Annotated in this window: 33 protein-coding genes; 15 read left to right on the top strand and 18 right to left on the bottom strand. The window is 62.0% G+C overall.

Annotated features, from left to right (window positions below; genetic code table 11):
- The coding region (locus tag AC1DWF_RS18510) for a response regulator (RefSeq protein WP_476841916.1) at positions 1 to 150 on the bottom strand (150 nt) is incomplete at its 3' end.
- A gap of 359 nt (positions 151 to 509) precedes the next feature.
- Between AC1DWF_RS18510 and AC1DWF_RS18505 the strand changes: the two genes are divergently transcribed.
- The 4 genes from AC1DWF_RS18505 to AC1DWF_RS18490 all read left to right on the top strand — a co-directional run bounded on the left by AC1DWF_RS18505 (position 510) and on the right by AC1DWF_RS18490 (position 3,954).
- A complete protein-coding gene (locus AC1DWF_RS18505; protein WP_476841914.1) occupies positions 510 to 2,120 on the top strand; it encodes a phosphoenolpyruvate carboxykinase in 1,611 nt (536 codons plus the stop codon).
- A gap of 87 nt (positions 2,121 to 2,207) precedes the next feature.
- A complete protein-coding gene (gene arfB / locus AC1DWF_RS18500) occupies positions 2,208 to 2,645 on the top strand; it encodes an alternative ribosome rescue aminoacyl-tRNA hydrolase ArfB (RefSeq protein WP_476781686.1) in 438 nt (145 codons plus the stop codon).
- An 80-nt stretch (positions 2,646 to 2,725) separates the two neighbouring features.
- The gene (gene lysM / locus AC1DWF_RS18495; protein WP_476781687.1) at positions 2,726 to 3,241 is read left to right on the top strand and encodes a peptidoglycan-binding protein LysM; all 516 of its coding nucleotides are present in this window, start codon (positions 2,726 to 2,728) and stop codon (positions 3,239 to 3,241) included.
- A 95-nt stretch (positions 3,242 to 3,336) separates the two neighbouring features.
- Positions 3,337 to 3,954 carry an alpha-ketoglutarate-dependent dioxygenase AlkB family protein gene (locus AC1DWF_RS18490; protein WP_476781697.1) on the top strand — a complete coding sequence of 206 codons (618 nt, stop codon included), beginning with the start codon at positions 3,337 to 3,339 and terminating at the stop codon, positions 3,952 to 3,954.
- 3 nt (positions 3,955 to 3,957) lie between these two features.
- On the opposite strand, the gene coaA is transcribed toward AC1DWF_RS18490, so the two are convergent.
- The 8 genes from coaA to hisB are packed head-to-tail and all read right to left on the bottom strand — an operon-like array spanning position 3,958 to position 8,862.
- Positions 3,958 to 4,920, bottom strand: a complete 963-nt coding sequence (gene coaA, locus AC1DWF_RS18485; protein ID WP_476788202.1) for a type I pantothenate kinase — start codon at positions 4,918 to 4,920, stop codon at positions 3,958 to 3,960.
- 30 nt (positions 4,921 to 4,950) lie between these two features.
- A complete protein-coding gene (locus AC1DWF_RS18480; protein WP_476781698.1) occupies positions 4,951 to 5,277 on the bottom strand; it encodes a phosphoribosyl-ATP diphosphatase in 327 nt (108 codons plus the stop codon).
- Between the two features lie 15 nt (positions 5,278 to 5,292).
- The gene (gene hisF, locus AC1DWF_RS18475) at positions 5,293 to 6,078 is read right to left on the bottom strand and encodes an imidazole glycerol phosphate synthase subunit HisF (RefSeq protein ID WP_476781689.1); all 786 of its coding nucleotides are present in this window, start codon (positions 6,076 to 6,078) and stop codon (positions 5,293 to 5,295) included.
- Positions 6,075 to 6,839 (bottom strand): 1-(5-phosphoribosyl)-5-[(5-phosphoribosylamino)methylideneamino]imidazole-4-carboxamide isomerase, encoded by a 765-nt coding sequence (hisA, locus tag AC1DWF_RS18470; protein WP_476781690.1) that lies wholly within the window; start codon positions 6,837 to 6,839, stop codon positions 6,075 to 6,077. The genes hisF and hisA overlap by 4 nt, the downstream gene beginning before the upstream one ends.
- Positions 6,840 to 6,841: 2 nt before the next feature.
- A complete protein-coding gene (locus tag AC1DWF_RS18465) occupies positions 6,842 to 7,135 on the bottom strand; it encodes a DUF1330 domain-containing protein (protein ID WP_476781691.1) in 294 nt (97 codons plus the stop codon).
- Positions 7,132 to 7,782, bottom strand: coding sequence for an imidazole glycerol phosphate synthase subunit HisH (gene hisH, locus AC1DWF_RS18460; protein ID WP_476781692.1), 651 nt, complete (start codon positions 7,780 to 7,782; stop codon positions 7,132 to 7,134). Before hisH ends, AC1DWF_RS18465 begins: the two co-directional genes overlap by 4 nt.
- Position 7,783: 1 nt before the next feature.
- The gene (locus tag AC1DWF_RS18455) at positions 7,784 to 8,260 is read right to left on the bottom strand and encodes a DUF2628 domain-containing protein (RefSeq protein WP_476788201.1); all 477 of its coding nucleotides are present in this window, start codon (positions 8,258 to 8,260) and stop codon (positions 7,784 to 7,786) included.
- 2 nt (positions 8,261 to 8,262) lie between these two features.
- A complete protein-coding gene (gene hisB / locus AC1DWF_RS18450) occupies positions 8,263 to 8,862 on the bottom strand; it encodes an imidazoleglycerol-phosphate dehydratase HisB (RefSeq protein ID WP_476788200.1) in 600 nt (199 codons plus the stop codon).
- A 191-nt stretch (positions 8,863 to 9,053) separates the two neighbouring features.
- On the opposite strand from hisB, the gene hslV reads away from it, so the two are divergent.
- From hslV to AC1DWF_RS18420, 6 genes are all read left to right on the top strand, one after another.
- A complete protein-coding gene (hslV, locus tag AC1DWF_RS18445; RefSeq protein ID WP_476841913.1) occupies positions 9,054 to 9,602 on the top strand; it encodes an ATP-dependent protease subunit HslV in 549 nt (182 codons plus the stop codon).
- Complete coding sequence (locus AC1DWF_RS18440; protein WP_476783248.1) at positions 9,592 to 10,113, top strand: GNAT family N-acetyltransferase; 522 nt, start codon at positions 9,592 to 9,594, stop codon at positions 10,111 to 10,113. The genes hslV and AC1DWF_RS18440 overlap by 11 nt, the downstream gene beginning before the upstream one ends.
- Positions 10,110 to 10,712: a DUF2585 domain-containing protein gene (locus AC1DWF_RS18435; protein WP_476841912.1), complete on the top strand. Its 603-nt coding sequence runs from the start codon at positions 10,110 to 10,112 to the stop codon at positions 10,710 to 10,712. The genes AC1DWF_RS18440 and AC1DWF_RS18435 overlap by 4 nt, the downstream gene beginning before the upstream one ends.
- Positions 10,712 to 11,782, top strand: a complete 1,071-nt coding sequence (locus AC1DWF_RS18430) for a hypothetical protein (protein WP_476783246.1) — start codon at positions 10,712 to 10,714, stop codon at positions 11,780 to 11,782. Before AC1DWF_RS18435 ends, AC1DWF_RS18430 begins: the two co-directional genes overlap by 1 nt.
- 29 nt (positions 11,783 to 11,811) lie before the next feature.
- Positions 11,812 to 13,119, top strand: a complete 1,308-nt coding sequence (gene hslU / locus AC1DWF_RS18425) for an ATP-dependent protease ATPase subunit HslU (protein WP_476841911.1) — start codon at positions 11,812 to 11,814, stop codon at positions 13,117 to 13,119.
- Positions 13,120 to 13,279: 160 nt separating this feature from the next.
- Complete coding sequence (locus AC1DWF_RS18420) at positions 13,280 to 14,239, top strand: DUF1402 family protein (RefSeq protein WP_476783244.1); 960 nt, start codon at positions 13,280 to 13,282, stop codon at positions 14,237 to 14,239.
- A 54-nt stretch (positions 14,240 to 14,293) separates the two neighbouring features.
- Here the strand turns inward: AC1DWF_RS18420 and AC1DWF_RS18415 are convergent, their stop codons facing one another.
- Genes AC1DWF_RS18415 through AC1DWF_RS18400 form a run of 4 tightly spaced genes read right to left on the bottom strand, consistent with a single transcriptional unit; the run spans position 14,294 to position 17,046 of the window.
- The gene (locus AC1DWF_RS18415) at positions 14,294 to 14,668 is read right to left on the bottom strand and encodes a helix-turn-helix domain-containing protein (RefSeq protein ID WP_476783243.1); all 375 of its coding nucleotides are present in this window, start codon (positions 14,666 to 14,668) and stop codon (positions 14,294 to 14,296) included.
- Positions 14,665 to 15,210 (bottom strand): Smr/MutS family protein, encoded by a 546-nt coding sequence (locus AC1DWF_RS18410; RefSeq protein WP_476783242.1) that lies wholly within the window; start codon positions 15,208 to 15,210, stop codon positions 14,665 to 14,667. The genes AC1DWF_RS18415 and AC1DWF_RS18410 overlap by 4 nt, the downstream gene beginning before the upstream one ends.
- Positions 15,207 to 16,313 carry a murein transglycosylase A gene (mltA, locus tag AC1DWF_RS18405; protein WP_476783241.1) on the bottom strand — a complete coding sequence of 369 codons (1,107 nt, stop codon included), beginning with the start codon at positions 16,311 to 16,313 and terminating at the stop codon, positions 15,207 to 15,209. The genes AC1DWF_RS18410 and mltA overlap by 4 nt, the downstream gene beginning before the upstream one ends.
- Positions 16,314 to 16,335: 22 nt before the next feature.
- Positions 16,336 to 17,046, bottom strand: a complete 711-nt coding sequence (locus AC1DWF_RS18400; RefSeq protein WP_476783240.1) for a Tim44/TimA family putative adaptor protein — start codon at positions 17,044 to 17,046, stop codon at positions 16,336 to 16,338.
- A gap of 217 nt (positions 17,047 to 17,263) precedes the next feature.
- On the opposite strand from AC1DWF_RS18400, the gene AC1DWF_RS18395 reads away from it, so the two are divergent.
- Both AC1DWF_RS18395 and secB read left to right on the top strand, forming a co-directional pair.
- Positions 17,264 to 17,737, top strand: coding sequence for an FxsA family protein (locus AC1DWF_RS18395; RefSeq protein ID WP_476783239.1), 474 nt, complete (start codon positions 17,264 to 17,266; stop codon positions 17,735 to 17,737).
- 110 nt (positions 17,738 to 17,847) lie between these two features.
- Positions 17,848 to 18,342 carry a protein-export chaperone SecB gene (gene secB / locus AC1DWF_RS18390; protein ID WP_476783238.1) on the top strand — a complete coding sequence of 165 codons (495 nt, stop codon included), beginning with the start codon at positions 17,848 to 17,850 and terminating at the stop codon, positions 18,340 to 18,342.
- A gap of 60 nt (positions 18,343 to 18,402) precedes the next feature.
- Here the strand turns inward: secB and dnaQ are convergent, their stop codons facing one another.
- The 5 genes from dnaQ to AC1DWF_RS18365 all read right to left on the bottom strand — a co-directional run bounded on the left by dnaQ (position 18,403) and on the right by AC1DWF_RS18365 (position 22,173).
- A complete protein-coding gene (gene dnaQ, locus AC1DWF_RS18385) occupies positions 18,403 to 19,107 on the bottom strand; it encodes a DNA polymerase III subunit epsilon (protein ID WP_476783237.1) in 705 nt (234 codons plus the stop codon).
- A gap of 55 nt (positions 19,108 to 19,162) precedes the next feature.
- Positions 19,163 to 19,768, bottom strand: coding sequence for a dephospho-CoA kinase (gene coaE, locus AC1DWF_RS18380; protein ID WP_476783236.1), 606 nt, complete (start codon positions 19,766 to 19,768; stop codon positions 19,163 to 19,165).
- The gene (locus AC1DWF_RS18375) at positions 19,765 to 20,607 is read right to left on the bottom strand and encodes a shikimate dehydrogenase (protein ID WP_476841910.1); all 843 of its coding nucleotides are present in this window, start codon (positions 20,605 to 20,607) and stop codon (positions 19,765 to 19,767) included. Before AC1DWF_RS18375 ends, coaE begins: the two co-directional genes overlap by 4 nt.
- Complete coding sequence (locus tag AC1DWF_RS18370; protein ID WP_476788199.1) at positions 20,600 to 21,199, bottom strand: Maf-like protein; 600 nt, start codon at positions 21,197 to 21,199, stop codon at positions 20,600 to 20,602. The genes AC1DWF_RS18375 and AC1DWF_RS18370 overlap by 8 nt, the downstream gene beginning before the upstream one ends.
- Positions 21,200 to 21,351: 152 nt before the next feature.
- Positions 21,352 to 22,173, bottom strand: coding sequence for a pyruvate, water dikinase regulatory protein (locus AC1DWF_RS18365; RefSeq protein WP_476783233.1), 822 nt, complete (start codon positions 22,171 to 22,173; stop codon positions 21,352 to 21,354).
- Positions 22,174 to 22,573: 400 nt separating this feature from the next.
- On the opposite strand from AC1DWF_RS18365, the gene hemE reads away from it, so the two are divergent.
- The 3 genes from hemE to AC1DWF_RS18350 all read left to right on the top strand — a co-directional run.
- A complete protein-coding gene (gene hemE / locus AC1DWF_RS18360; RefSeq protein WP_476788198.1) occupies positions 22,574 to 23,608 on the top strand; it encodes a uroporphyrinogen decarboxylase in 1,035 nt (344 codons plus the stop codon).
- Positions 23,605 to 24,144, top strand: coding sequence for a protoporphyrinogen oxidase HemJ (gene hemJ / locus AC1DWF_RS18355; RefSeq protein WP_476788197.1), 540 nt, complete (start codon positions 23,605 to 23,607; stop codon positions 24,142 to 24,144). Before hemE ends, hemJ begins: the two co-directional genes overlap by 4 nt.
- Positions 24,145 to 24,314: 170 nt before the next feature.
- Positions 24,315 to 24,423 (top strand): Rho termination factor N-terminal domain-containing protein (locus AC1DWF_RS18350; protein WP_476841915.1); only part of this gene is annotated, 109 nt, incomplete at its 3' end.

Raw genomic sequence — 24,423 nt, 5'->3', positions numbered from 1 at the left:
GATGGCGAGGTTCGGCGGACGCGCGGCCAAGCCTTCAAGTGCCGAAGCACCGTCGGTGTAGGTCTCGACCCGGTAGCCCTCGGACTCGAGCGCGATCGAAACCGATGTCAAAATGTTGCGGTCGTCGTCGACAAGCGCGATCGTTGCCATTTCCTGCGGCTCCCTCATGAGCGGGTGTCCCTTCCTGCTTCGAGCAGGGCTTTTGCAGGACAAATTAGGTACAAAATGTGGCATACCCTCCGATCGCCAGGAGCGCAACCGCCACGACCGGTGCCCACTCTATATGGGGTGCCTGTGCGGAACCTCGAACAAAAAACCTGCCCGCTTCCTGGGCAGCGCTCGGCCCTTCCCCGACTTTTAAACGATTTAGATAGATTTCAAAATTTTTAAATCGATTAAAGATTTGAAATCGCTCGGTTTTTCTGTTTCTGGCTGACTTCAGTCCCTCGGGACAGCGGCGTCCGGCCCGCAGACCGGACATTGGCGTCAAATCGAACGAGGGTTCCCGGATGTCGGAAATCGGTAAGCGCAATCCCAATTGCGGGATTGAAACGGCAGGGCTCAAAACCTCGGGTACCGTCCGTTACAACTTTGGCCCGGCACTGCTTGCCGAAGAGGCGATCCGCCGCGGGGAGGCAAAGCTGACGGCGCATGGCGCGCTTGTCGCCGACACCGGCCAGTAMACCGGCCGCTCGCCCAAGGACAAGTTTGTAGTGCGCGACGAAAACACCGAGGCTCAGGTCTGGTGGGACAACAACAACGCGATGACCCGGGCCCAATTCGACGCCCTGCATGCCGATTTCCTGGCGCATGCGGCCGACAGGGACCTGTTCGTGCAGGACCTGATCGGCGGCGCCGACCGCTCGCTGTGCCTGCCGACGCGCGTGGTCACCGAATATGCCTGGCATTCGATGTTCATCCGCAACCTGCTCATTCGCCCCAACGAGGGGGAACTGGCGGGCTTCGTGCCCAAGATGACGATCATCGACCTGCCGTCMTTTCGCGCCGACAAGGCGCGCCATGGTGGGCGCAGCGAGACGCTGATCGCCGTCGACCTGACGCGCATGATCGTTTTGATCGGCGGCACCGAGTATGCCGGCGAAATGAAGAAGTCGGTGTTCACAGCACTCAACTACATCCTGCCGGCAGGCGGCGTGATGCCGATGCACTGCTCGGCCAATGAAGGCCCCGATGGCGACGCCGCCATCTTCTTTGGCCTGTCGGGCACCGGCAAGACGACGCTCTCGGCCGATCCCAAGCGCACGCTGATCGGCGACGACGAGCATGGCTGGGGCCCGGACGGCATCTTCAACTTCGAAGGCGGCTGCTACGCCAAGACCATCCGCCTGTCGGCCGAAGCCGAGCCGGAAATCTTCGCAACGACCCGGCGCTTCGGCACGGTGCTCGAAAACGTCGTCCTCGACGAAAACCGCGTGCCGGACTTCAATGACGGCTCGCGCACCGAAAACACCCGTTGCGCCTATCCGCTGGACTTCATCCCGAACGCCAGCGCCACCGGCCTCGCCAGCCACCCCAAGAACATCATCATGCTGACGGCCGATGCCTTCGGCGTGATGCCGCCCATCGCCAAGCTGACCCCGGCACAGGCGATGTATCACTTCCTGTCGGGCTACACCGCCAAGGTGGCCGGCACCGAGCGCGGCGTCACCGAGCCGGAAGCAACGTTCTCGACCTGCTTCGGCGCACCCTTCATGCCGAGGCACCCTAGCGAATACGGCAATCTGCTGCGCCAGCTGATCGCCGACCACGGCGTCGACTGCTGGCTGGTCAACACCGGCTGGACCGGCGGCGCCTATGGCGTGGGCTCGCGCATGCCGATCAAGGCGACGCGCGCGCTTTTGTCGGCGGCTCTCGACGGTTCGCTCAATTCGGTCGAGTTCCGCACCGACGCCAATTTCGGCTTCGCGGTTCCGGTCTCGGTTCCCGGCGTCGACAGCAAGATCCTCGACCCGCGTTCGACCTGGGCTGATGCTGCCGCCTATGACCGCCAGGCCAAKAAGCTGGTGTCGATGTTCATCGACAATTTCGGCAAGTTCGAAAGCCATGTCGACGCCGCCGTGCGCGGTGCCGCACCACGCACCCGGGAAGCCGCCGAGTAATCCGAGCGACTTCCGAAACGTAACGATCAAGGCCCGGCCAAAAGCCGGGCCTTTTCTTTTCGGCAGCTACACGGCATGACTTGGCGCATGAGCGCCGACGACAAGATTTTCATAGCCAATGACGTGGTCATCCACCCCGATGACCTCGAGGAAAACTTCATCCGCTCGTCGGGGCCGGGCGGCCAGAACGTCAACAAGGTGGCGACCGCCGTTCAGCTGCGCTTCGATGCCGCGAACGCACCGGGGCTGCCCGAACGGGTGCGCGAACGCACGATCAAGCTTGCCGGCCAGCGCGCCACCAAGGAAGGCGTCATCGTCATCGAGGCCGGACGCTATCGGACCCAGGAGCAGAACCGGGCCGACGCCAGGGCAAGGCTGACGGCACTCGTCGCCAAAGCCGCCGAGCCCCCACCGCCGCCACGCAAGAAGACCCGGCCGACAAAAGGCTCGGTCGAACGGCGCCTCAAGTCCAAGTCCGGGCGTTCTACAGTCAAGAAGCTGCGCGGGCGGGTCGACGGCGATTAAACGCCAAGCACTGATCGTGCTTCCAATTTGGTTTTGCAGGTGCCAAGCTCCAGCAACTGCCACAGCAAGGGAGATCACGAATGGGCATGTTCGATTTCGTCAAGAATGTCGGCAAGAAGCTTGGTTTCGGCGATGATGAGGCTCCGAGCGCCGACACGCTGAAAAAGGAACTCGATTCGCACAAGCTCGGCACTGACAACGTCCAGGTCGTGGTCAAGGGCGACACCGCAGTGCTGACTGGGGTGGTCAAAGACCAGTCGATCTTCGAAAAGGCGGTCATTGCCGTCGGCAACACGCTGGGCGTCTCAAAGGTGCAGGCCGACGAGCTTAAGGTGGTGGCGCCGGATTCCAGTCTCAAACTCGACGGCAAGGTCGACATGACCGAGTTGGTGAAGGCGGCGACGCCCGCCAAGGCCCCGGTGTTTTATACGGTCAAGAAGGGCGACAACCTGTCGAAGATCGCCGAAGCCCAATACGGCAAGGGCAAGGCGTCGAAATACACCGTCATCTTCGAGGCCAACAAGCCGATGCTGACGCACCCCGACAAGATCTATCCCGGTCAGGTGCTGCGCATCCCCGAAATCGCGACGGCCTGATACAAACTTTCATCATGCGCAACGGCGGCTTTCGGGTCGCCGTTTTGCTTTTGCGATGGCATTCTGGGCGGCCAGATCAGGCGAGGTAGGTGACCGTGCTCGTATTGCCCAAAGGCGTCCGCCATATGCCCGGCTTTCTCTCGCGGGAAGTGCAGAATGGCTTGGTCGAAAGCATACGCGAGGTGGTGAAGGCGGCACCGCTCTACACGCCGGCCATGCCGAAAACCGGCAAGGAAATGAGCGTGCGGATGACCAATTGCGGCTCGCTCGGCTGGGTCACCGACAAGGAGCGTGGCTATCGCTACCAGCCGACCCATCCGGTGACCGGCGAGCCATGGCCGCCGATCCCCGAGGCGCTTCTGGCGCTATGGCGCGAGGTTGCGGGTTATCCGCATCCGCCTGAAGCTTGTCTCGTCAATTTCTACACCGATACGGCCAAGATGGGCCTACATCAGGACCGCGACGAGCGCGAGTTTGCGGCGCCTGTCGTATCGGTGTCGCTGGGCGATGCCTGCCTGTTTCGCGTTGGGGGCACCAAACGCGACGACCGCACGGTTTCGTTCAGGCTGGAGAGCGGCGATGTCGTCGTGCTGGGCGGAGAGGGGCGGCTCGCCTTCCATGGCGTCGACCGCATCTATCCGATGACGTCGGCGCTCTTGAAGAACGGCGGGCGGATCAACCTGACACTGCGGCGGGTAACGCCTGCCGGTTAAAAGTCACAGCTTGCGGATCGCCACTTCCTCGACGAGGTGCCCCGCACCCTTTTTCAGGATGAGATCGGCACGTGGGCGCGTGGGAAGAATGTTCTCGCGCAGGTTCTTGAGGTTGATGTTGGCCCACAGCCCCTCGGCGATGGCGCGGGCGGCATCTTCCGACAGCTGCGAATAACGATGGAAGAACGATTGGGGATTGCGGAAGGCGGTTTCGCGCAGCCGCATGAAGCGGTCGATGTACCACTCGTGGATCAACTGCTCGTCGGCATCGATATAGATCGAGAAGTCAAAAAAGTCGGAGACGAACGGCACGAAGTTGCCATCCTTGGGCAGCTCGCGCGGCTGCAGTACGTTGATGCCCTCGAAGATCAGGATGTCGGGGCGATCGACGGTGACGAACTCGCCGGGCATGACGTCATAGGTCAGATGCGAATAGACAGGCGCCCGCACATTTGGCTGGCCCGACTTGATGCCTGACAAGAAGCGCAGCAGGGCGCCGACATCGTAGCTGTCGGGAAAGCCCTTGCGCTCCATCAGGTTGTCGCGCCGCAAAACATCGTTTGGGTAGAGGAAGCCGTCGGTGGTGACCAGGTCGACCTTCGGGCTCGACGGCCAGCGCGTGAGCAGCTCCTGAAGGATACGCGCTGTGGTCGACTTGCCGACAGCAACCGATCCAGCCATGCCGATGATGAAGGGCGTCTTGGTGCCCTTCTTTTCGGAGTTGAAGAAGCGCTGGCGCTGGCGGAACAGTTGCTGGCTGGTCTCGACATGGGCCGAAAGCAGACGCGACAGCGACAGATAGATGCGCCTGACTTCCTCAAGATCGATCGGCTCGTACATCGAGCTCAACCGGCTGACCTCGTCCTTGGTCAGGGTCATCGACATGTCGGCGCCGAAGCCGGCCCAGTGCTCGGCCTTGAAGAACCAGTAAGGCGAATACTTCTCCGACGGCGCGAGCTGATCCATCGAACCTCCCCTGCGGGACCTGACCAGCGGTCAGCTCTCGTTCTTCCGCGAAACCTTTTCGGCAATTCCGGATTGCGAGGTGCGCCGCTCCAGTTCGGCCATCACGTCCGCCATCGGAATGCCGGCAACGGCCAGCACGACGAGCCAATGATAAAGGAGATCGGCACTTTCCGAAACGAGGGCGCTATCGTCGCCCTTGACCGCGGCGATGACGGTTTCGACCGCCTCTTCGCCGAGCTTCTTGGCCGCGCGTTCCATCCCGCTTTGATAGAGCTTGGCCGTCCATGAATTGGCGTCGCCCGAACGCGCCCGCTCGGAGACGATCTTTTCAAGGTCGGATAGGGAGAATGCACTCATCATTGCCTCGGTAGCTCAGCCAATGGGATCGAGCCGCATCGGCAGACCCGCTTTTGCCATGTGGGCCTTGGCCTCGGCAATGGTGTAGGTGCCAAAATGGAAGATCGAGGCGGCAAGCACGGCCGTCGCGTGGCCCTCGCGGATGCCATCGACCATGTGGTCGAGATTGCCGACGCCGCCCGAGGCGATGACCGGCGCGCGCACCGCATCCGCCACGGCGCGGGTAAGCGCAATATCGTAGCCGATCTTGGTGCCGTCGCGGTCCATCGAGGTGAGCAGGATTTCGCCGGCCCCAAGGTCGACGACCTTGCGGGCGAATTCGACGGCGTCGATGCCGGTGCGCTCGCGCCCGCCATGGGTGAATATCTCCCAGCGGTCAGTCTCGTTTGCCACCGAAACCCTCTTGGCGTCGATGGCAACGACGATGCACTGGTTGCCGAACTTGTCGGCGGCCTCGGCGACGAAGGAGGGGTTCTTCACCGCCGCCGTGTTGATCGACACCTTGTCGGCGCCGGCCAGAAGCAGCTTGCGGATGTCGGAAACCTGGCGCACGCCGCCACCGACGGTCAACGGCATGAAGCACTGCTCGGCGGTACGGGAAATGACGTCGAAGATGGTCTCGCGATTGTCTGACGAGGCGGTGATGTCGAGGAAGCAGAGCTCGTCGGCACCGGCAGCGTCATAGGCCTTGGCGGCCTCGACGGGGTCGCCGGCGTCGATCAGATCGACGAACTGGACACCCTTCACGACGCGGCCATCTTTCACGTCGAGGCAGGGGATTACGCGGGCTTTGAGGGTCATTTCCGTTCCTCGAACAGTCCGGGCTCTGGCTTGAGCGTGCCGCGCAGGATGGCAAGCGCTTCGGTCGGATCGATGCGGCCGTCGTAGAGAGCACGGCCGGAAATGGCACCTTCGAGCTTCTTGGCGTCCGGCATGGTCATGCGCACGATATCGGCGATTGAGGCGAGGCCGCCCGAGGCGATGACCGGGATCGACACGGCCCCGGCGAGATCGATGGTCGAATCCCAGTTGATACCGGCCAGCACGCCATCGCGGTCGATGTCGGTGTAGATGATCGCGGCGACACCGGCACCCTCGAATTTTTTGGCAAGCTCGACGACACCGAGGCTCGAGGCTTCGGCCCAGCCTTCGACGGCGACCTTGCCGCCCTTGGCGTCGATGCCGACAGCGACCTTGCCGGGAAACTTCCTGCAGGCTTCCTTGACCAGCTCAGGATCGCGCACGGCGACCGTGCCCAAGATGACGCGGGCGAGGCCCTTGGAAAGCCAGCTTTCGATATGGTCGAGCGATCGAATGCCGCCGCCGAGCTGGACCGGGTTCTTGGTCGCTTTCAAGATCGCCTCGACCGCCGAACCATTGACGCTTTCGCCGGCGAAGGCGCCGTTCAAGTCAACCACATGCAGCCACTCAAAACCCTGGTCCTCGAAGGCTTTAGCCTGGGCGCTCGGGTCGTCGTTGTAGACGGTCGCCTGGTCCATGTCGCCGAGCTTGAGGCGCACGCACTGGCCGTCCTTGAGGTCGATGGCGGGGAATAGGATCATGCTCATACGCCTTCTACGATGACAAACTTGCCGACGGAAGCAGCGTGCCGCAGCTTCACCACCTCCTGGTAGTCGGGAGAGTGGTAGCAGGCTATCGCCTGTTCGTAGGATTCGAATTCGACCAGGACATGGCGGTTGCCGGTCGGGCCTTCGGGCTGGTCGTACTGGCCGCCGCGCACCAGAAGCTTGGCGCCGTATGGGGCGATCGCCGCTAGGTTGGCCGCGATGTAGGCCGGATAGGCCTCGGGATCGGTGATCTCCACCATCGCCATCCAGTAGCCCTTCTTCGCAGTCATGGCTTCCACCTCAAGAAATTGGCGATGAGGGCAAGGCCAAGCGCCTGGCTCTTTTCAGGATGGAACTGCGTGCCGACAAGGTTGTCGCGCTCCACAGCGGCGGTGACCCTGCCACCATAGTCGGCGGTCGCCAGCACCTGTTTCTCGTCGGTGGCGTCGAGATGGTAGGAATGCACGAAATAGGCGTGCAGGCCGGTCGGTCCGGTGGCGATGCCATCGAACAGCGGATGGGCATGTTTCACGTGAATCGTGTTCCAGCCGATCTGCGGAATCTTGAGCGACGGGTCGGACGGGGTGATCTCCTTGACGTCGCCCTTGATCCAGCCAAAGCCTTGCGTGACGGTCTTTTCGAGCCCGCGCTCCGACATCAGCTGCATGCCGACGCAGATGCCGAGGAAGGGGCGCGCATTGTGGATCGCGACCTCCTCGACCGCCTCCCACATGCCGTCCACGGCGCGCAACCCACGCGCGCAGTCAGCATAGGCGCCAACGCCGGGCAAAACGATGCGGTCGGCGGTGCGCACGCGTTTGGCGTCCGCGGTCAGGTCGATCTCGGCCGATATGCCGGCCTCGCGAGCGGCGCGCTCGAAGGCCTTGGTCGCCGAGCGCAGATTGCCCGAACCGTAGTCGATGATGGCAACGCGCATGTCAGTGTCTTCCGGGATAATGCAGCAGGCCGAGCGCTCCGCCAGCAGGTTGTGGCCGGGGCGTGGCAGGGGAGATGGTGACAGCAGCCGGCGCAGGCTCGTCGCCAGATTCACCGGCGAAGAGGTAGCGCGTCTCGGCATCCTCGATGCTGTCGGCCTCGATCACGCCCCACTGGTGCCAGCCGGCACGGCGAAGGGCGGCGATACGCAAGGCGGCACCTTCGAGCCCGACATAAAGCGAAATCAGCAGCGGCAGCAGCGGCGCGGCAAAGGTCAGACCGGCAGCCTCGCTTGCGACGGCGAGCGCCATCGTGGCGGCAAGCGTCACCGCCGCTTCGAGCCACAGGCGATGCCACAACAGCCACAGCAGCGGCACGATGAAGCCGAGGACGTAAAAGCCGTCGCGGATAAAGACTGCGGCTTCCGAAGCGTTTTTTCCCGCCGAAGCAGGCGGCTCCATGACGACATGGATGGCCATGGCTATCCCTTCAGGCTGCCCTTGGTCGACGGTACTGCGTCAGGCTGGCGCGGATCGCTTTCAAGGGCCATGCGCAGCGCGCGCGCCACAGCCTTGAAGCAGGTTTCGGCGATATGATGGTTGTTGGCGCCGTAATGATTGGTGACATGCAGCGTGATGCCAGCGTTCTGGGCCAGTGCCTGGAAGAACTCGCGCACCAGCTCGGTGTCGAAGGTGCCGATCTTGGGCGCCGAGAAGGCGACGTTCCAGACCAGGAACGGCCGCCCCGACACGTCGATCGCCGCGCGCGTCAGCGTCTCGTCCATGGCAAGGTCGATCGAGGCATAACGCATGATGCCGCGACGTTCGCCGAGCGCCTTGGACAGCGCCTGGCCGATCGCGATGCCGCAATCCTCGACGGTGTGGTGGTCGTCGATGTGCAGGTCGCCCTTGGCCTGAACCTTCATGTCGATCAGCGAATGGCGCGACAGCTGGTCGAGCATATGGTCGAAGAAGCCGACGCCAGTCGACATTTCCGAACGGCCGGTGCCATCGACATGGACCCAGACGGCAATCTCGGTTTCCTTGGTCTTGCGGCTGACTTCGGCGGAACGGGGGGCCATTGGCGGATCCTTGTCCTCAAAAACGAGAGCCTAATAACAGCATGAGCGACCGCTTGCCAATCGTCGTGAAAGGGCATTTCGTCATAAGCGGCGAGGATTTGCATTCCTTGCGCCGCGTCATACATAAGATCGAACTTCCACTCGTAACGCGCAAGCTGCCGCAAAGGGGCCGCGCGCCATCGGAGCAACATATGTCCAGTGAACAGAGTATGCACGCCACAACCATCGTGACCGTGCRCAAGGGCAACAAGGTGGTCATCGCCGGCGACGGCCAGGTCAGCCTCGGCCAGACCATCATGAAGGGCAATGCCCGCAAGGTCCGTCGCCTCGGCAAGGGCAATGTCATCGCCGGTTTCGCCGGCGCCACCGCCGACGCCTTCACCCTTCTCGAACGCCTCGAAGCCAAGCTCGAGCAATATCCCGACCAGCTGACGCGCGCCTGCGTCGAGCTSGCMAAGGACTGGCGMACCGACCGCTACCTGCGCCGCCTCGAAGCGATGATGCTGGTCGCCGACAAGAATGTTTCGCTGGCGCTGACCGGCACCGGCGACGTGCTGGAGCCGGAATTCGGCGTCATGGCCATCGGCTCGGGCGGCAACTACGCGCTGGCCGCTGCGCGCGCCCTGATGGACACCGACAAGGACGCCGAGGAGATCGCCCGCAAGGCAATGCAGATCGCGGCCGACATTTGCGTCTACACCAACCACAGCTTCGTGATCGAAACGCTCGATGCCGATTGAGGCAACCGCGCGCTACGACTTCCGTCCGGTGACCAGGGCCGACCTGCCTGTCATCAAGGCATGGTTGGCCCAGCCGCATGTCGCCGAATGGTGGAACCATCCCGAAGATGAGATCGCCGCGATCGAGGAGCACATCGACAGCATCTCGGTCGAGCCGCTGATCGTCGAGTTGGACGGCAAGCCGATCGGCTACCTCCAGAGCTACGACCCGCATATGGAGGACGACCACCCCTACCAGGACCAGCCATTCGGCACGCTCGGCATCGACTTGTCGATCGGCGTGCCGGATCTGGTCGGCAAAGGCCATGGCTCGGCAATCATCCGGCAGTTCGTCGACGAGCTGTTCGAAGAAGGCGTGCCAAGGGTAATCATAGACCCGAACCCGGCTAACAAACGCGCCATCCGCGCTTACGAAAAAGCTGGCTTCGTGGCTTTCGATACGCGAACGTCGATTTACGGTCCGGCGCTGATGATGGCGCGCGATGCCGAAGAGGGGGATTTCGACGAATGATGCTTGCGCAAGGGGAGGAGGCAGCAGCCGGGCAACGCGAGAAGCTGGGCTGGTGGCTGCTGGTGGCTGCCTTGCTGATCGCAGGACAAGCGGTGGCGCTTTACTGGATGGGCCACCCGGCAATCTGCAAATGCGGCTACGTCAAGCTGTGGCAGGGCGTCGTGATGAGTTCGGAGAACTCCCAGCACATCTCCGACTGGTACACCTTCTCGCATATCATCCACGGCTTCCTGTTCTACGCACTGCTGACCTGGCTGGCGCCCAAGAGCTCGCTTGGTTTCCGCCTTGCGGTCGCCATCGGCATCGAAGTGGCCTGGGAGCTGGTAGAAAACAGCGATTTCATCATCAACCGCTATCGCGAGGSSACCATYKCCCTCGACTATTWCGGCGACAGCGTCCTGAACTCGGTGTTCGACACGCTGGCCATGGTGCTGGGCTTCTTCATGGCCGCGCGACTTCCGGTCTGGAGCGTCGTTGCCTTGGCCGTCATCTTCGAAATCGGCGTCGGTTATGTCATCCGTGACAACCTGACGCTCAACGTCATCATGCTGGTTTATCCGCTCGATACGATCAAGCATTGGCAGGCGGGGATCCTGTAGTGAACAATTCTTCGACACCGCCTGACATGCTCGCCATATCGCCCGACGCGCTGCGCACCGCAGTCGCGAAAGGGCTGGTGACCGCCGACCAGGCGCAAGGCCTGCGCGATCTGGAAAGCGCTAGAACGCCCGCCTTCGACAGGGAACCGCATGACGACGAGAGGTTTCGTTTCATCAGCGGTTTCAGCGACATCTTCGTCACCATCGGCCTTGGGCTGTTTTTGGGCGCCCTGGGCTATTTCTCCGGCGACATGATCGGCAACACCGGCATGTTCGTTGTCATCGCCGTAGCGAGCTGGCTTCTGGCCGAATACTTCACCCGCAACCAGCGCATGGCGCTGCCCAGCATCGTGTTGCTTCTGGTCTATGCCGGAGCGGTCTTTTCAGCGGTGGCGGAAGCCTTCAACCCCAGCCAGAGCTTCGGCATGGGCCTCGGCAACCACGGGGGCTCGCCGATCGTCGTCGCCGGCCTTGTTACCGCTGCGGCGGCTGCGCTGCACTACTGGCGCTTCCGCGTGCCAGTGACGATCGCTGCCGGCGTTGCCGCGCTTGTCGCCTCCGTCGTCGCGCTTCTTTTCATGGCGGCACCCGATTTCGCCATCCAGGCGGCCAAGCCGCTTCTGCTGGCCTGCGGCCTTGCCGTATTCACCCTCGCCATGCGTTTCGACCTGAGTGATCCGCTGCGCCAGACCCGGCGCACCGACATCGCATTTTGGCTGCATATGCTGGCGGCACCGCTGATCGTGCATCCGCTGGTCAGCAGTCTCGCCGGCGAGGGCGGTTCCGAGGCGGTTTCGGCCTGGAGCATCCTGGCGATCTTCATCGGACTGGCGCTCGTTGCGCTTGTCGTCGACAGGCGCGCGATCCTGGTGTCGGGCCTGTCTTATGCCGGCTATGCCTTCGGTGCGCTCGTCGTCAAGGCAGGACTTTCGGACAGTGTCGTACCGCTCACCATGCTGGTGCTGGGCGCGCTGGTGCTGTTGCTCAGCGCTGGCTGGCATGGGCTGCGGCGGGGCCTGGTGCCACTGCTGCCCGGTGCCCTTGCGCGCCGGCTTCCAGCCCATACATAAGCTGCAACCGAGTATTCAAGAGTATCGCTATGTCCACATTCTCTCCCCGTGAGATCGTTTCAGAACTCGACCGCTTCATCATCGGCCAGAAGGACGCGAAGCGCGCCGTGGCGATCGCGCTGCGCAATCGCTGGCGCCGCCAGCAGCTGGAAGGCCAGATGCGCGAAGAGGTCATGCCCAAGAACATCCTGATGATCGGSCCYACCGGCKKCGGCAAGACSGAGATYTCGCGSCGMCTGGCCAAGCTKGCMRRYGCSCCCTTCSTCAAGGTCGAGGCGACAAAGTTTACSGARGTCGGCTATGTCGGCCGCGACGTCGAGCAGATCATCCGCGACCTAGTCGAGATCGCCATCGGCCTGGTGCGCGAGAAGATGCGCGAAGACGTCAAGGCGCGTGCCCATGTCAACGCCGAAGAGCGCGTGCTGGAAGCCCTCGTTGGCAAGACGGCAAGCCCGGCCACCCGCGATAGTTTCCGCAAGAAGCTGCGCGACGGCGAGCTCGACGACAAGGAAATCGAAATCGAGGTCGCCGATAGCGGCACCGGCGGCATGCCGAGCTTCGATATCCCCGGCATGCCGGGCGGCAATGTCGGCGTGCTCAACATCAACGACATGCTGCAAAAGGCGATGGGCGGCCAGCGCACCAAGACGCGCAAGACCTCCGTCAAGGAATCCTACGCGCTTCTGATCGGCGATGAGTCCGACAAGCTGCTCGACCAGGACGAGGTGGTGCGGCGCGCGCTCGAAGTGACCGAGAACGAAGGCATCGTCTTCCTCGACGAGATCGACAAGATTGCGCGTGGCGACGTCTCCGGCGGCCCCTCGCGTGAAGGCGTGCAGCGCGATCTGCTGCCGCTGGTCGAGGGCACGACGGTTGCGACCAAATATGGGCAGGTGAAGACCGACCACATCTTGTTCATCGCTTCGGGTGCGTTCCACATCTCCAAGCCTTCGGATCTCCTGCCGGAGCTTCAGGGCCGCTTGCCGATCCGCGTTGAGCTGCGGGCGCTGGAAAAGAACGATTTCGTTCGCATCCTGACCGAGACCGAAGCCAGCCTGATCAAGCAGTATATCGCGCTGATGGCGACCGAGGGCGTCAACCTCGAATTCACCGACGACGCCATCGACGCGCTCGCCGGCATCGCCGTCGACCTCAATAACAGTGTCGAGAATATCGGCGCCAGGCGTCTGCAGACGGTGATGGAGCGCGTGCTCGACGAGGTCTCCTATGATGCGCCCGATCGCAACGGCACGACGGTGAAGATCGACGCGGCCTATGTCGAAAAGCACGTCGGCGATCTCTCCAGGAACACAGATTTGTCGCGTTTCATCCTTTAAAGCGGGCTTCCGGCGCGTGCACTGCCCGCGCCGGAACAATGTGACATGTGGCCGAATGGAACCATCCGGCCACCTTTCGCTTCCGTCAGGCGACAACGCCCTCGACTAAGCCGAGGGCTTTTCTTAGTTTGCCTTGATAGGGCTTGGGCAACAGCAGCATATGAAACGCGTATTTCTCTCGGCATTTCTTCTGGCGGCGGTCTTCGGCGTGCCGCAGGCATCGGCGACGACCCTGGTCGCGGCCGGCAACGTTCATGCCGAGCAACCCGACGTGCCCGGTGCCTCGTCCAAGCGCACCAAGGCTGGCAAGACCACCTTCGACGTCAAGTATCGCAAGGTTTACGCGCTGCTGCAGAACGATGCCGAACTGCGCGGCAAGATCAAGACAGTGGCGCGCGCCTACGGGATCGACCCGATCCATGTCGTCGGCGCCATCGTCGGCGAGCACACCTACAATGTCGACGCCTACGACCGGATGCAGACCTACTACGTCAAGGCGGTGTCCTACCTGTCGAGCAAATTCAGCTTCAGCTACGGCGGCGAAGAGGTCACCGATTTCATCAAGCGTCCGCAATTCGCCGAATGTGCGGCGAAGTCGGACAGCTACGATTTGTGGGAATGCCGCGAAGCGGTATGGAACCAGAGTTTTCGCGGCAAGACCGTGGACGGCACCAGCTTTCCCAACGACCGCTTCAGCGCCACCTTCTTCCAGCCCTTCTATGCCGGCCAGACCTTTGGCATCGGCCAGCTCAATCCACTGACCGCGCTGCAGATGAGCGACCTCGTACACAAGGTCTCGCGCCTGCCCAAGCTCGATGCGGCCGACCCGAACAGCGTCTACAAGACCATCATGGATCCCGACCTGACGCTGCCTTACATCGCTGCCACGGTGAAGACGTCAATCGATGCCTATAAAAACATCGCCGGCTTCGACATCTCGGGCAATCCAGGGCTCACCGCCACGCTCTACAATGTCGGCAACCCTGAAGCTCGCGCCCATGCGCTCAAAGCCGAAAACGACAGGCGCGCGGCCGCGGGCGAACCGGCGAAAATGCCCGAGGAGAACTATTATGGCTGGCTGGTCAACGACAAGCTGGCCGAACTCGAGGCGCTTTTTTAGATTTGAGCATGATCTTGTCCGAAAACCGTTTTCCACTTTTCGGGATCATGCTCGCTAGCCGCGCTTCTTCCGCGCAATCGCCTCGCGCATCTGGCTATTGAGGGCGGCAAGCTCGCTCTCATTCATTTCGCCGATAGCTTGAGCCATCAGGTTGGCCAGCTCGGTGGCTGCAGGCGAAAGTCCCGCCGTGTCGACCACCACGCGCGGATGCGAGCCTTCAGCCAGCTTCTGCAGCTCCTCTGCATCGTCCCAGATGACATTGAAGTAGCCGATGATCTTCTGGATCATCGCCCATGTCGGCACGCCGCGATGACCATGTTCGAGCGCCGAGAGATAGGCGGCACTGACGCCAATGGTCGCGGCCATATCCTTCTGGCTGACGCCGCGCTCGCGCCTGAGTTCGCGGATGCGCTCTCCCAGCGGCGTCAAATGCCCATACTCCGGCGCAGCCTGATGTAGATCGCGCCCGAACCGCCATGATGGCGGGCGGCATGATCATGACTGGACACCAGCATGCGGAACGGTGCCGTGTTCAGCCAGGCCGGAACCATGCGACGCAACACACCATCGCCGCCCTTGGAATTGCCCTTGCCGGTGATGACAAGCACATAACGAACCCCACCGGCATGCGCGCGCGCCAGGAAATGGAGCAGCAGCGAATAGGCTTCGTCCTGGGTCATGCCGTGGAGATCGACCCGGCCTTCGATCGGCAGGCGGCCTTTCGACAGCTTGTCGCGCGTCGGTTCATCGAGCGAATGGGCGACATACAGGCGCTTGGGCGGAGCTGCGGATGCATTTACCTGCGCTGGCGTGGCCTTTGCCGGTGTCGGATCCGGCTTGGCGACAACGGGTGCTGGCAGCTCGGGTATCTCGATCGCCCGTTTGCCCTTGAGCGGCGAGGTCGTGCGGGCAATAACGTTCCACAACACGCGTTCTTCGTCGCTGAGCTTGCGGTCGCGGCGTGTGCTCATGACGCGCCACCGGAAAACAGGGGCTTGGGCAGCAAGGCGAAGAAATCGGCGTCGTTGCGGACAACGCCGGCAATCTCGCCTGCATCGAAACCGGAGCCGGCAAACAAATCGCCACGCGCCGGGCCAGTGATGGCTGAACCGGTGTCCTGGGCGATCATCAGCCGGGCAAAAGGTTTGCCGCCAAATGCGGTGAGGGCAGGGGCGGCGATGAAGAACGGCGTGCCGAAGGTGTGGAGCAGGCGGTCGACCGCAACCGAACGGCCCGGCGTCAGCGGCACCTTCGCCGCAGCGATGGGCCCAAGTGCCGGATCATCGACCTCGGCATACCTGAAGAAGATGTAGGAGAGATTGCGCCACAAGATATCGTCGACGCGCTCCGGATTGGCTTTGAACCAGGCGCGGATCGACTGCATCGTTACTTTTTCGAGCGGAATCTCGCCGATTTCGGCCAGAATTCCGCCCGGACCGGTGAAACGCTGGCCGGATTTGGCGGCATAGGTGACACGTCGCAGCGAACCGTCGGTCATGTTCAGACGGGCAGCGCCCTGGACATGGACGAAGAATGCGTCGACCGGGTCGGCAAGCCAGGCGATCTCAAGTCCCTTGCCTGAAAGCGCGCCCTGTTCGATCGCCGGGCGGTCGAAATACTCGACCGGCCCGTCAGCGGTCTGCTGCGCGAAAGCGAGATAGGGGTCCATGCCGGCGGGGCGGTTGTGGTCGTCAATGTCGACAAGATCGGCCGGTCGCGACAGCAGCGGCACCTGGAAAATCTCTGTCCTGACCGACGAGGCCTCGACTTCGGGCTCGTAAAAGCCGGTGACGAAACCGGTCTCGCGACCTTCCGGCGCAACAAAGGCAGGCTGGAAATGACGTTCGAAGAAGGCGCGGGCTTCAGCACCATTGCCCGCCGGTCGCGCGCGCGCTTCGGCATAGGCTGGGCCAAAAGCATCAAAAGCGACGCCGAGGGCGCCGCCGCGATAAGACTTGGTCAGGACATGAAAGGCAGAACGGCGAAAGGCCCCGAAGGCGGCTAGGTGGTCATCTCCCAGCCAACCGGGAAGGTCGGCAAAACCGACCGGGGCGAATGCGGGCGAGAGCAACACGGGCTTCGCCCGCCACGCGCGGTCAGTCTTCTTCCTCGGTCGCGACAAGCTTCCAATTCGGGTCGCGCGAACGGGTGTCGCGGGCAAAGGTCCAGACATCCTTGACCTCGGCCACAGTCTCCGGATCGCCGTCGATGACATCTCCGGCCTTGTCGCGCGTCGCCGAAATCAGCTCGCTGACGATGCGCAAGGTGACGTGAGCCTCGCCGCCCTTCATCTCGGCCGAGACGATATCGGCCTTGTTGATGCCGACGAAAGAGGACTGGATCTTCTCCGAGCGGCCTTCGCGGTCGGCGATCGCGGCAACAAAGCCGTCATAGACCTCGCGCGACAAAAGGTTCTTGAGCGTCTTACGGTCGCCGTCGGCATAGGCCATGACGATCATCTCGTAGGCCATCTTGGCGCCCTCGACGAAACCCTTGGGCTCGAAAGAAGCGTCGGCGTCCCTGATGGCGCGCAGCCCCTTGTTCAGGTCGGTGCCCGGCTTGGCGAAGGCGTCGATGGCGACATAGACCTCGTCGTTGGTTTCGCCTGGCGTGCGCTTGCGCTGCGGCAGCGACACGACGTTCTCGGGCTTGCCATTGGCGTCCTGAGGCTTGTTGCGGGCCGCCGTATAGGGGTCGAAGGGCGGACGTTCATTGCCGGTACGGCGTCCAAGCACGTTGCGGAGCTGGAAAAAGATCACCACCGCTGCGATTAGAAAGAAAATCGTGCCGAAATCGAAGAATTCCATATCTTCTGCCGATCCGTCCCTTGTTCGCGGCCGAAGCCAGCTTATGTGCCATTCGCCGGCGCCGCATCTGTGCAGCGCCTGTTAGCCTTGCATATAGAACGCATGCACCGATCATTCAAATTAAAGGCGCAGCGCCCTATCTAAAGATGTATGCGCTATGCCTGTGACCGCATATGGCTGTCACGTCAACTCAAACCGGACCGGATCAACGCTCTAGATGCTGCCTCTCCTGCTCCTTGCCCTGCCTTTGCTCGAAATCGCCGGATTTGTGCTGGTAGGTAGCGAAATCGGCGTGCTGTCGACCATCGGGCTTGTTCTGCTCAGCGCTGTCTTGGGCTCCATCCTGCTGCGCGTGCAGGGTTTTGGCGTCATGACCCGTATCCGTACCGAAATGGAAGCCGGCCGTGACCCGTCCAAGGAACTCGCCAACGGTGCGATGATCGTGCTCGCCGGCATCCTGTTGGTCATTCCCGGCTTCATCAGCGACATTGTCGGCATCCTGCTGTTCCTGCCGCCGGTCCGCGCCTTGGCCTGGCGGTTCCTCAGCAAGCGAGTGCGTTTCACCTCCGACTTCGGCGGTTTTGCCCGTCGCAGTGGCCCAGCAGGCGGCAAGACCATTGATCTCGACGAGGACGACTTTTCGCGCCAGCCCAACCCGAAATCACCCTGGCGCTCCATCCGCGACGAGTAGCGAGCGGCCTCCGCCAGAGGCAAAACCTTGTCTTGGCATGCCGAGCATGCTAGCGAACCGCGGATTCCAATCCGGGCCGCGTCGCGGCCGAGCCAAGAGGACATGGGCTTATGGCCACTAATGAAGCGCCGGAAGGTGCCAACGGCAACGGTAATGCACAGCAGCCCACGCTCAACGTGCTGGCGCAGTATGTGAAGGATTTCTCCTTCGAAAGCCCCGGCGCACCGAATTCGCTGCGCGGCCGCGACAAGGCTCCCGGCATCAACATCAATGTCAACGTCAACGCCAACCCGATGACGGACAAGCAGTTCGACGTCAACCTGACGTTGAGCGCCAAGGCCGCTTTCGACAAGGACGTGCTGTTCAACGTCGAGCTGGTCTATGGCGGCGTGTTCCGCATCGACGGCTTCCCGCAGGAGCACATGCTGCCGCTGCTCTTCATCGAGTGCCCGCGCCTGCTGTTCCCCTTCGCACGCCAGATCATCGCCGAAGCGACCCGCAATGGCGGCTTCCCGCCGCTGATGCTCGACCCGATCGATTTCGCGCAGATGTTCCAGCAGAAGATCGCCGAGGAACAGGCCGCTTCCAAGGTCAAGGTCAGCTAAGACCACGCCCAAGAGCGTCATTCATCGAAAGCCCGGCCTCAGCGCCGGGCTTTTTCGTATTCAAGCCTGTGTGAGCTTGGCCCAAAGGGCCTTTTCGCCAAGACCGCCAACCAGCTTTTCATGCGCGGCAAGTTCGGCCTCGGTCAGCCGCGCCGGCAACGGTTCGGGCCGCGTGGCGACAATGATCTCGATCTGCCGCGTTGAGCCGCCATTGCCGTTCGATGACGAATAGCTTTCCAGAACCAGCGCCGACTGCTTGCCGCCGATCAGCTCGATATAGACCTCGGCCAAAAGCTCGGAGTCGAGCAGGGCGCCATGCTTGGTGCGGCGGCTGTTGTCGATGCCGTAGCGACGGCACAACGCATCGAGCGAATTCGGACCCATCGGGTGCTTGCGGCGGGCAAGCGCCAGCGTATCGATCAGCTGGCCGGGGTCGATGGCGGGCTGATCGAGCCTTGCGAATTCGGCATTGATAAAGCCCAGATCGAAGTTGCCGTTGTGCGCGACAAGCTTGGCGCCGTCGATGAAGTCGATGAATTCATCGAGGATCTCGGAGAAAGTCGGCTTGCCCTCAAGGTCGGCGTTCGAGATGCCGTGCACATTCTGGGCGTCGGGATGGACCTGCCGCCCTTGCGGATTGATGTATTTGTGGAAGGTGTTGCCGGTCGGGAAACGGTTGACCATCTCGATGGCGCCAATCTCGATGACGCGGTCCTCGCGTGAATCAAGCCCGGTCGTTTCCGTGTCGAATATGATCTCGCGCAATGTAATGATTCTCCTTGGCGCGAGCATGCGCCCGCCATTTGCACTGGAACAAGGCCTAGGAGGCCCGCGGCGCCGGCTTTCCCACCGTCAAATCGTCAATGATTGACCGAACGGCCTCACGCGCGGCGTCGAGGCCGCTGCCCGTATCGATGATGTAGTCGGCAAGCTTGCGCTTTTCAGCGTCGGGAACCTGCTTGCCAAGGATCGCCTCGAATTTCTGCTCGGTCATGCCGGGCCGCGCCAGGACACGTTCGCGCTGGACCTCTGCCGAAGCCGTGACCACCACCACCTTGTCGACGCGGCCTCGACCATTCGTTTCGAACAGCAACGGGATGTCGAGCACGGCAATCGGCGCACCGTCGCCACGGTTGCGGTCGAGAAAGGCATTCGCATCAGCCCTAACCAACGGGTGGATGATGCCTTCGAGCTTCTTCAGTGCCGCTGCATCGCCCAGCACATGGCGGGAAAGCTCGGCGCGATCGACGACGCCATCCTTCACGGTTCCAGGGAAAGCCGCCTCGATCAAAGGTGCAGCTTCGCCGGCGTAGAGCCGATGCACAGCCTCATCGGAATCGTGAACCGGAACGCCCGCTTCCGCGAACATCTTCGCCGTCGTCGACTTGCCCATGCCGATCGACCCTGTCAGCCCCAGAACGATCATTTTGTCCTGTCCAGGTCGGCGACGATCAGGTTGCGCAATTCGGCGGTCACTTCGGGCCGATGGCCAAACCAGCGTTCGAAGCCAGGCACCGCCTGGTGCAGCAGCATGCCGAGCCCATCAACCGTCTTCAACCCGCGCGCCTTGGCAGCGGCAAGCAGTGGGGTTTCGAGCGGCACATAGACAATGTCGGTGACGATGGCGTGGTCGGGCAGGGTGGCCGGATCGGYGGGCAGTCCCTCATTGCCGTGCATGCCAAGTGCCGTCGTGTTGACCAGCAGAGATGCATCGCCCAGCAATTCGGCCGTAGCAGCTAGCGGATGCGCCGTGATGCCGGCACCGAACTGGTCGGCAAGCTCTTCTGCGCGCGCAACCGTGCGGTTGACGATGCGGATATCCTTGAAGCCGCGCTGCTTGAGCGCATGGATGATCGCCCGCGACGCCCCACCTGCGCCGAGCACCACCGCGACATCGCCCTTGGCCCAGCCGGGCGCCAGATGATCGAGATTGGCGGCAAAACCGTAGGCGTCGGTATTGCCGCCCCACAAGACACCATCCTCGAGCCACAGCGTGTTGACCGCGCCGATCTGTTCGGCTGCCTCGTCGCGGCACTGGACCGCTGCGAACGCCGCCTCCTTGTGCGGAATGGTGACGTTGCCGCCGCGCAAGCCGGCCGCCGACAGCCCAGCGACAAAGGCGGCAAAATTCTCGGGCGCGACATCGATCGCCGTGTAGCTGCCGTCGATGCCATAGCTCTTCAGCCAATGGCCGTGGATCATCGGCGAGCGCGAATGCGCGATAGGATGGCCGCAAACAAATGCTTTCAAGTCCGGTTCAGCCATCAATCGCGCCCAGTTTCCTCAGTTCCGCCAGCACTGGCAGCAGCGGCAGGCCGACAATCGTGAAATAATCGCCATCGATCTTGTCGAAGAGCTGAATGCCTTCGCCTTCAATCTGATATGCGCCGACGCTCGATAGCGCCCTATCGCCGACGCGGGCAAGATGGCGGCCGATGAAGCCAGGATCCAGTTGGCGCATCGTCATGGATGCGACCTCCACATGGCGCCAGAGCGTTTCTCCGTCGCGAGCGATGACGACCGCACTGTTCAACTGATGCGTCCGACCTGAAAGCTTGAGCAGACGGCGGCGCGCGGCTTCCATGTCGGCGGCCTTGTGAAACACCAAGCCGTCAAGTGAAAGCGTCTGGTCGCAACCAAGCACCAGTCGACCAGGATGCGCTTCGCTGACCGCGACCGCCTTGGCCTCGGCCAGAACCAGCGCCACGTCTTGGGGTGACGCGCCGGTTTCAGCCAGCGGGGCCTCCACGGCTCTTTCATCAAGATCGGCTGGGATAGCCTCGACATCAACGCCGGCATTTTCCAGCATCTTTTTCCGGAACGGGCTTGCGGATGCCAGGATCAGTTTTTCGGTCACGGCTTTTCTCCTGAAGGACACGTTGCAGGGAAGCTTGTGCGGCTACAAAAGTGGTCCTAGCGCATCGATCCGTAAAGCGGAATCGATTTTCACCAGGCTGGGATGCCTACCAATAGCGGTCGGTTCCACACCTGCTCCGCGATGTGGCGAGCCTAACGGCTCTTGTTGCGCAACGCGACGATGGCGGCGGCCGTTTCCTCGATCGAGCGGCGACTGACGTCGATCATCGGCCAGTTGTGCTTGGTGCAGATCTTGCGGGCATAGGCCAGCTCTTCGGTGATCGATGCACGATCTACATATTCCTGTGCGTCGAATGCCATTGTCGTTCCGAGAACGCGGTTCTGGCGCACATGCGAGATGCGCTCGGCGGTGGCGATCAGCCCGACGACCAGCGGCTTCTCCGCCTGGACCAGGCTGTCGGGAACGGGAACACCCAGCACGATCGGGATATTGGCGGTCTTGATGCCGCGATTGGCGAGATAGATGCTCGTCGGCGTCTTCGACGTTCTGGAAATGCCGATCAGGACCACGTCCGCCTGTTCCATGTCGACCGGCAGCTGGCCGTCATCGTGCTCCATGGTGAAATTGAGCGCATCGATGCGGCGGAAATACTCGGCGTCGAGCACGTGCTGGGCGCCGACACGGCGGCCCGCCGGCGTGCCTAGATAAGACTGGAACACCGTCAGCACCGGCTCAAGCACTGACACGCAGGGCAGGCCCATCGCCGCGCAACGGCTGTCTATGGTGCCGGCAAGGTGCTGGTCGACCACCGTATAGAGCACGATGCCCGGCTCTTCTTCGATGTCGTCGAACACTTTCATCAGCTGCTTTTCGGTGCGGATCAGCGGGTAGATGTGCTCGATCGCGCGCGCATCCTTGTATTGCGCCGAGGCTGCGCGCCCCGCCGCCAGAAGCGTTTCGCCGGTGGCGTCGGAAATCAGGTGCAGATGGAAGAAGCTTTGGGGTTTGTTCACAGCGGGCGCCTRGKTCTGTGGTCAAATGTGGATAAACGGGCAGTTCGGCCCGAAGTGGACGGCGCGACTGTATCAGATGGCGACTTGTCCACAATTCGCCCTGCTGTCTGTTTCGATTCAGCGCCGGGGAGTATTATGGGGATAGTTTTTTAGTCCCCGGCTGTCCACAGAATCAGCACTTGGCGTGTCCCAGGCTAGATTCCTGATTCAAATCAACGAATCCGCCTGCTACCCGAAGTTTTCCACGCTGGCGAAAACGTCCGCGCGTCACTATGACAAGTGGATATCTCAAGCCGCCTATGGACAGGTCGTAATTCTCGATTCCAACAGACTCTAAGAATTAGAAGAATCCTTCGGATATAAATTTTTATTTATAGAAGGCTCAAGGAAAGGCAGGCTGATGCCCGTGAAACGCGCTCTGCTCCAAGTCCTGAAAGGCGAAAGCCTGGAGGTCCCTCCGCTCTGGATGATGCGTCAGGCCGGCCGCTATCTCCCCGAGTATCGCGAGACCCGGAAGAAGGCCGGGAGCTTCCTTGACCTCTGCTACAATCCCGATTTCGCCGTCGAAGTGACGCTGCAGCCTATCCGGCGCTTCGACTTCGATGCCTCGATCATGTTTTCCGACATTCTGGTTGTTCCCCATGCGCTCGGCCGCGATCTGCGCTTCGAGGAAGGCAGGGGCCCGATGATGACGCCGATCACCGCCGACGGTGTTGCGGCCCTCGACGGCTCAAAGTTTCACGTGAATCTCGAACCGGTCTACGAAACCGTTCGCCGGCTGCGCCGCGAATTGCCCGAGAAGACGACGCTGATCGGCTTCTGTGGCGCGCCCTGGACGGTTGCCACCTACATGATCGCCGGCCACGGCACGCCGGACCAGGCGCCGGCGCGGCTGTTTGCCTATCGCGAGCCGAAAGCGATGGCACAGCTGCTGTCGATCCTTGCCGATCATTCTTCCGCCTATCTCATCCGCCAGATCGAAGCCGGCGCGGATGTTGTGCAGATCTTCGATTCCTGGTCGGGCGTGCTCGACGAGGCGACTTTCGAGGCTTGCTGCGTCAAGCCGGTCGCAGACATCGTGCGCAAGGTGCGCGCGGTCTATCCTGACGTTCCGATCATCGGCTTTCCAAAAGGCGCCGGCGCCCAGCTCGACAGCTACAGGCAGCGTACCGGCGTCACCGGCCTCGGCCTCGACTGGACGGTGCCTCTGTCGCAGGCGCAGCGTCTGCAGGGCGCTGGAGCGGTTCAAGGCAATCTCGACCCCCTCAGGCTCGTTGTCGGCGGCAAGGCTCTGGAAGAGGGCGTAGACGCCATCCTGAAGGCGCTGGGCGCTGGTCCGCTGATCTTCAACCTCGGCCACGGCATTACGCCCGAGACGCCGGTGGCGCATGTCGATGCGATGGTACGCCAAGTGCGAAAGGCAACCCAGCAATGAGCAGTCAAAACCTTGCGCCGTCGAGCGGTGCTACAGCGGCCAAACGAGCCGTCATTGCCGTCATTGTCTTGGTGGCGCTCACTGCCCTGCTTTTTTATGTGGCGTCCGACGATTTCTACCTCTGGGCCAAGGCCATCCACATCATCGCCGTGATCTCGTGGATGGCCGGCATGCTCTATCTGCCGCGCCTGTTTGTCTATCACGTGGAAGCGGAGAAGGGCTCGGTCCAGTCCGAGACCTTCAAGGTGATGGAGCGCCGGCTCCTTCGCGCGATCATCAACCCAGCGATGATCGTCACCTGGGTGTTCGGCCTGTGGCTTGCCTGGAAGGGCTTTGGCTTTGCCGGCGGCTGGCTGCACGTCAAGATCACCGCTGTGCTGTTGCTATCGGGCGTGCATGGCTATCTCTCGGCGTCAGTTCGCCGTTTTGCTGAGGACCGCAACGAAAAGCCCGCGCGGCATTGGCGCATCGTCAACGAGATTCCKACCGTGCTGATGATCGTCATCGTCATCCTGGTGGTCGTGAAACCTTTCTGACTTGCCTAAAATTGCTGGACTGTGCCTTGCTCTTTCAATTCGGGAGAGCTAAAAGGCTGTTCTTCCTTCCCGCCATGCGCCGCCCCATTTCCATTCCCTGGCCGCGCTCGGCGCTTATCGCAAAACGCCGATAGCCAACTTCCCCAATTCCCCACGCTCAGAGTCCGTTCATGCAGGAAACCAAACTCGCCGAATTCAAGAACAAGAAGCCGCCGGAGCTGATCGCTTACGCCGAATCGCTCGAGGTCGAAAACGCCAGCGTCATGCGCAAGCAGGAAC

The organism is Aminobacter sp. P4_D5 (assembly GCF_056401815.1).
The sequence above is the reverse complement of the archived record's forward strand: the minus strand, read 5'-3'. Positions and strand labels throughout refer to the sequence as shown.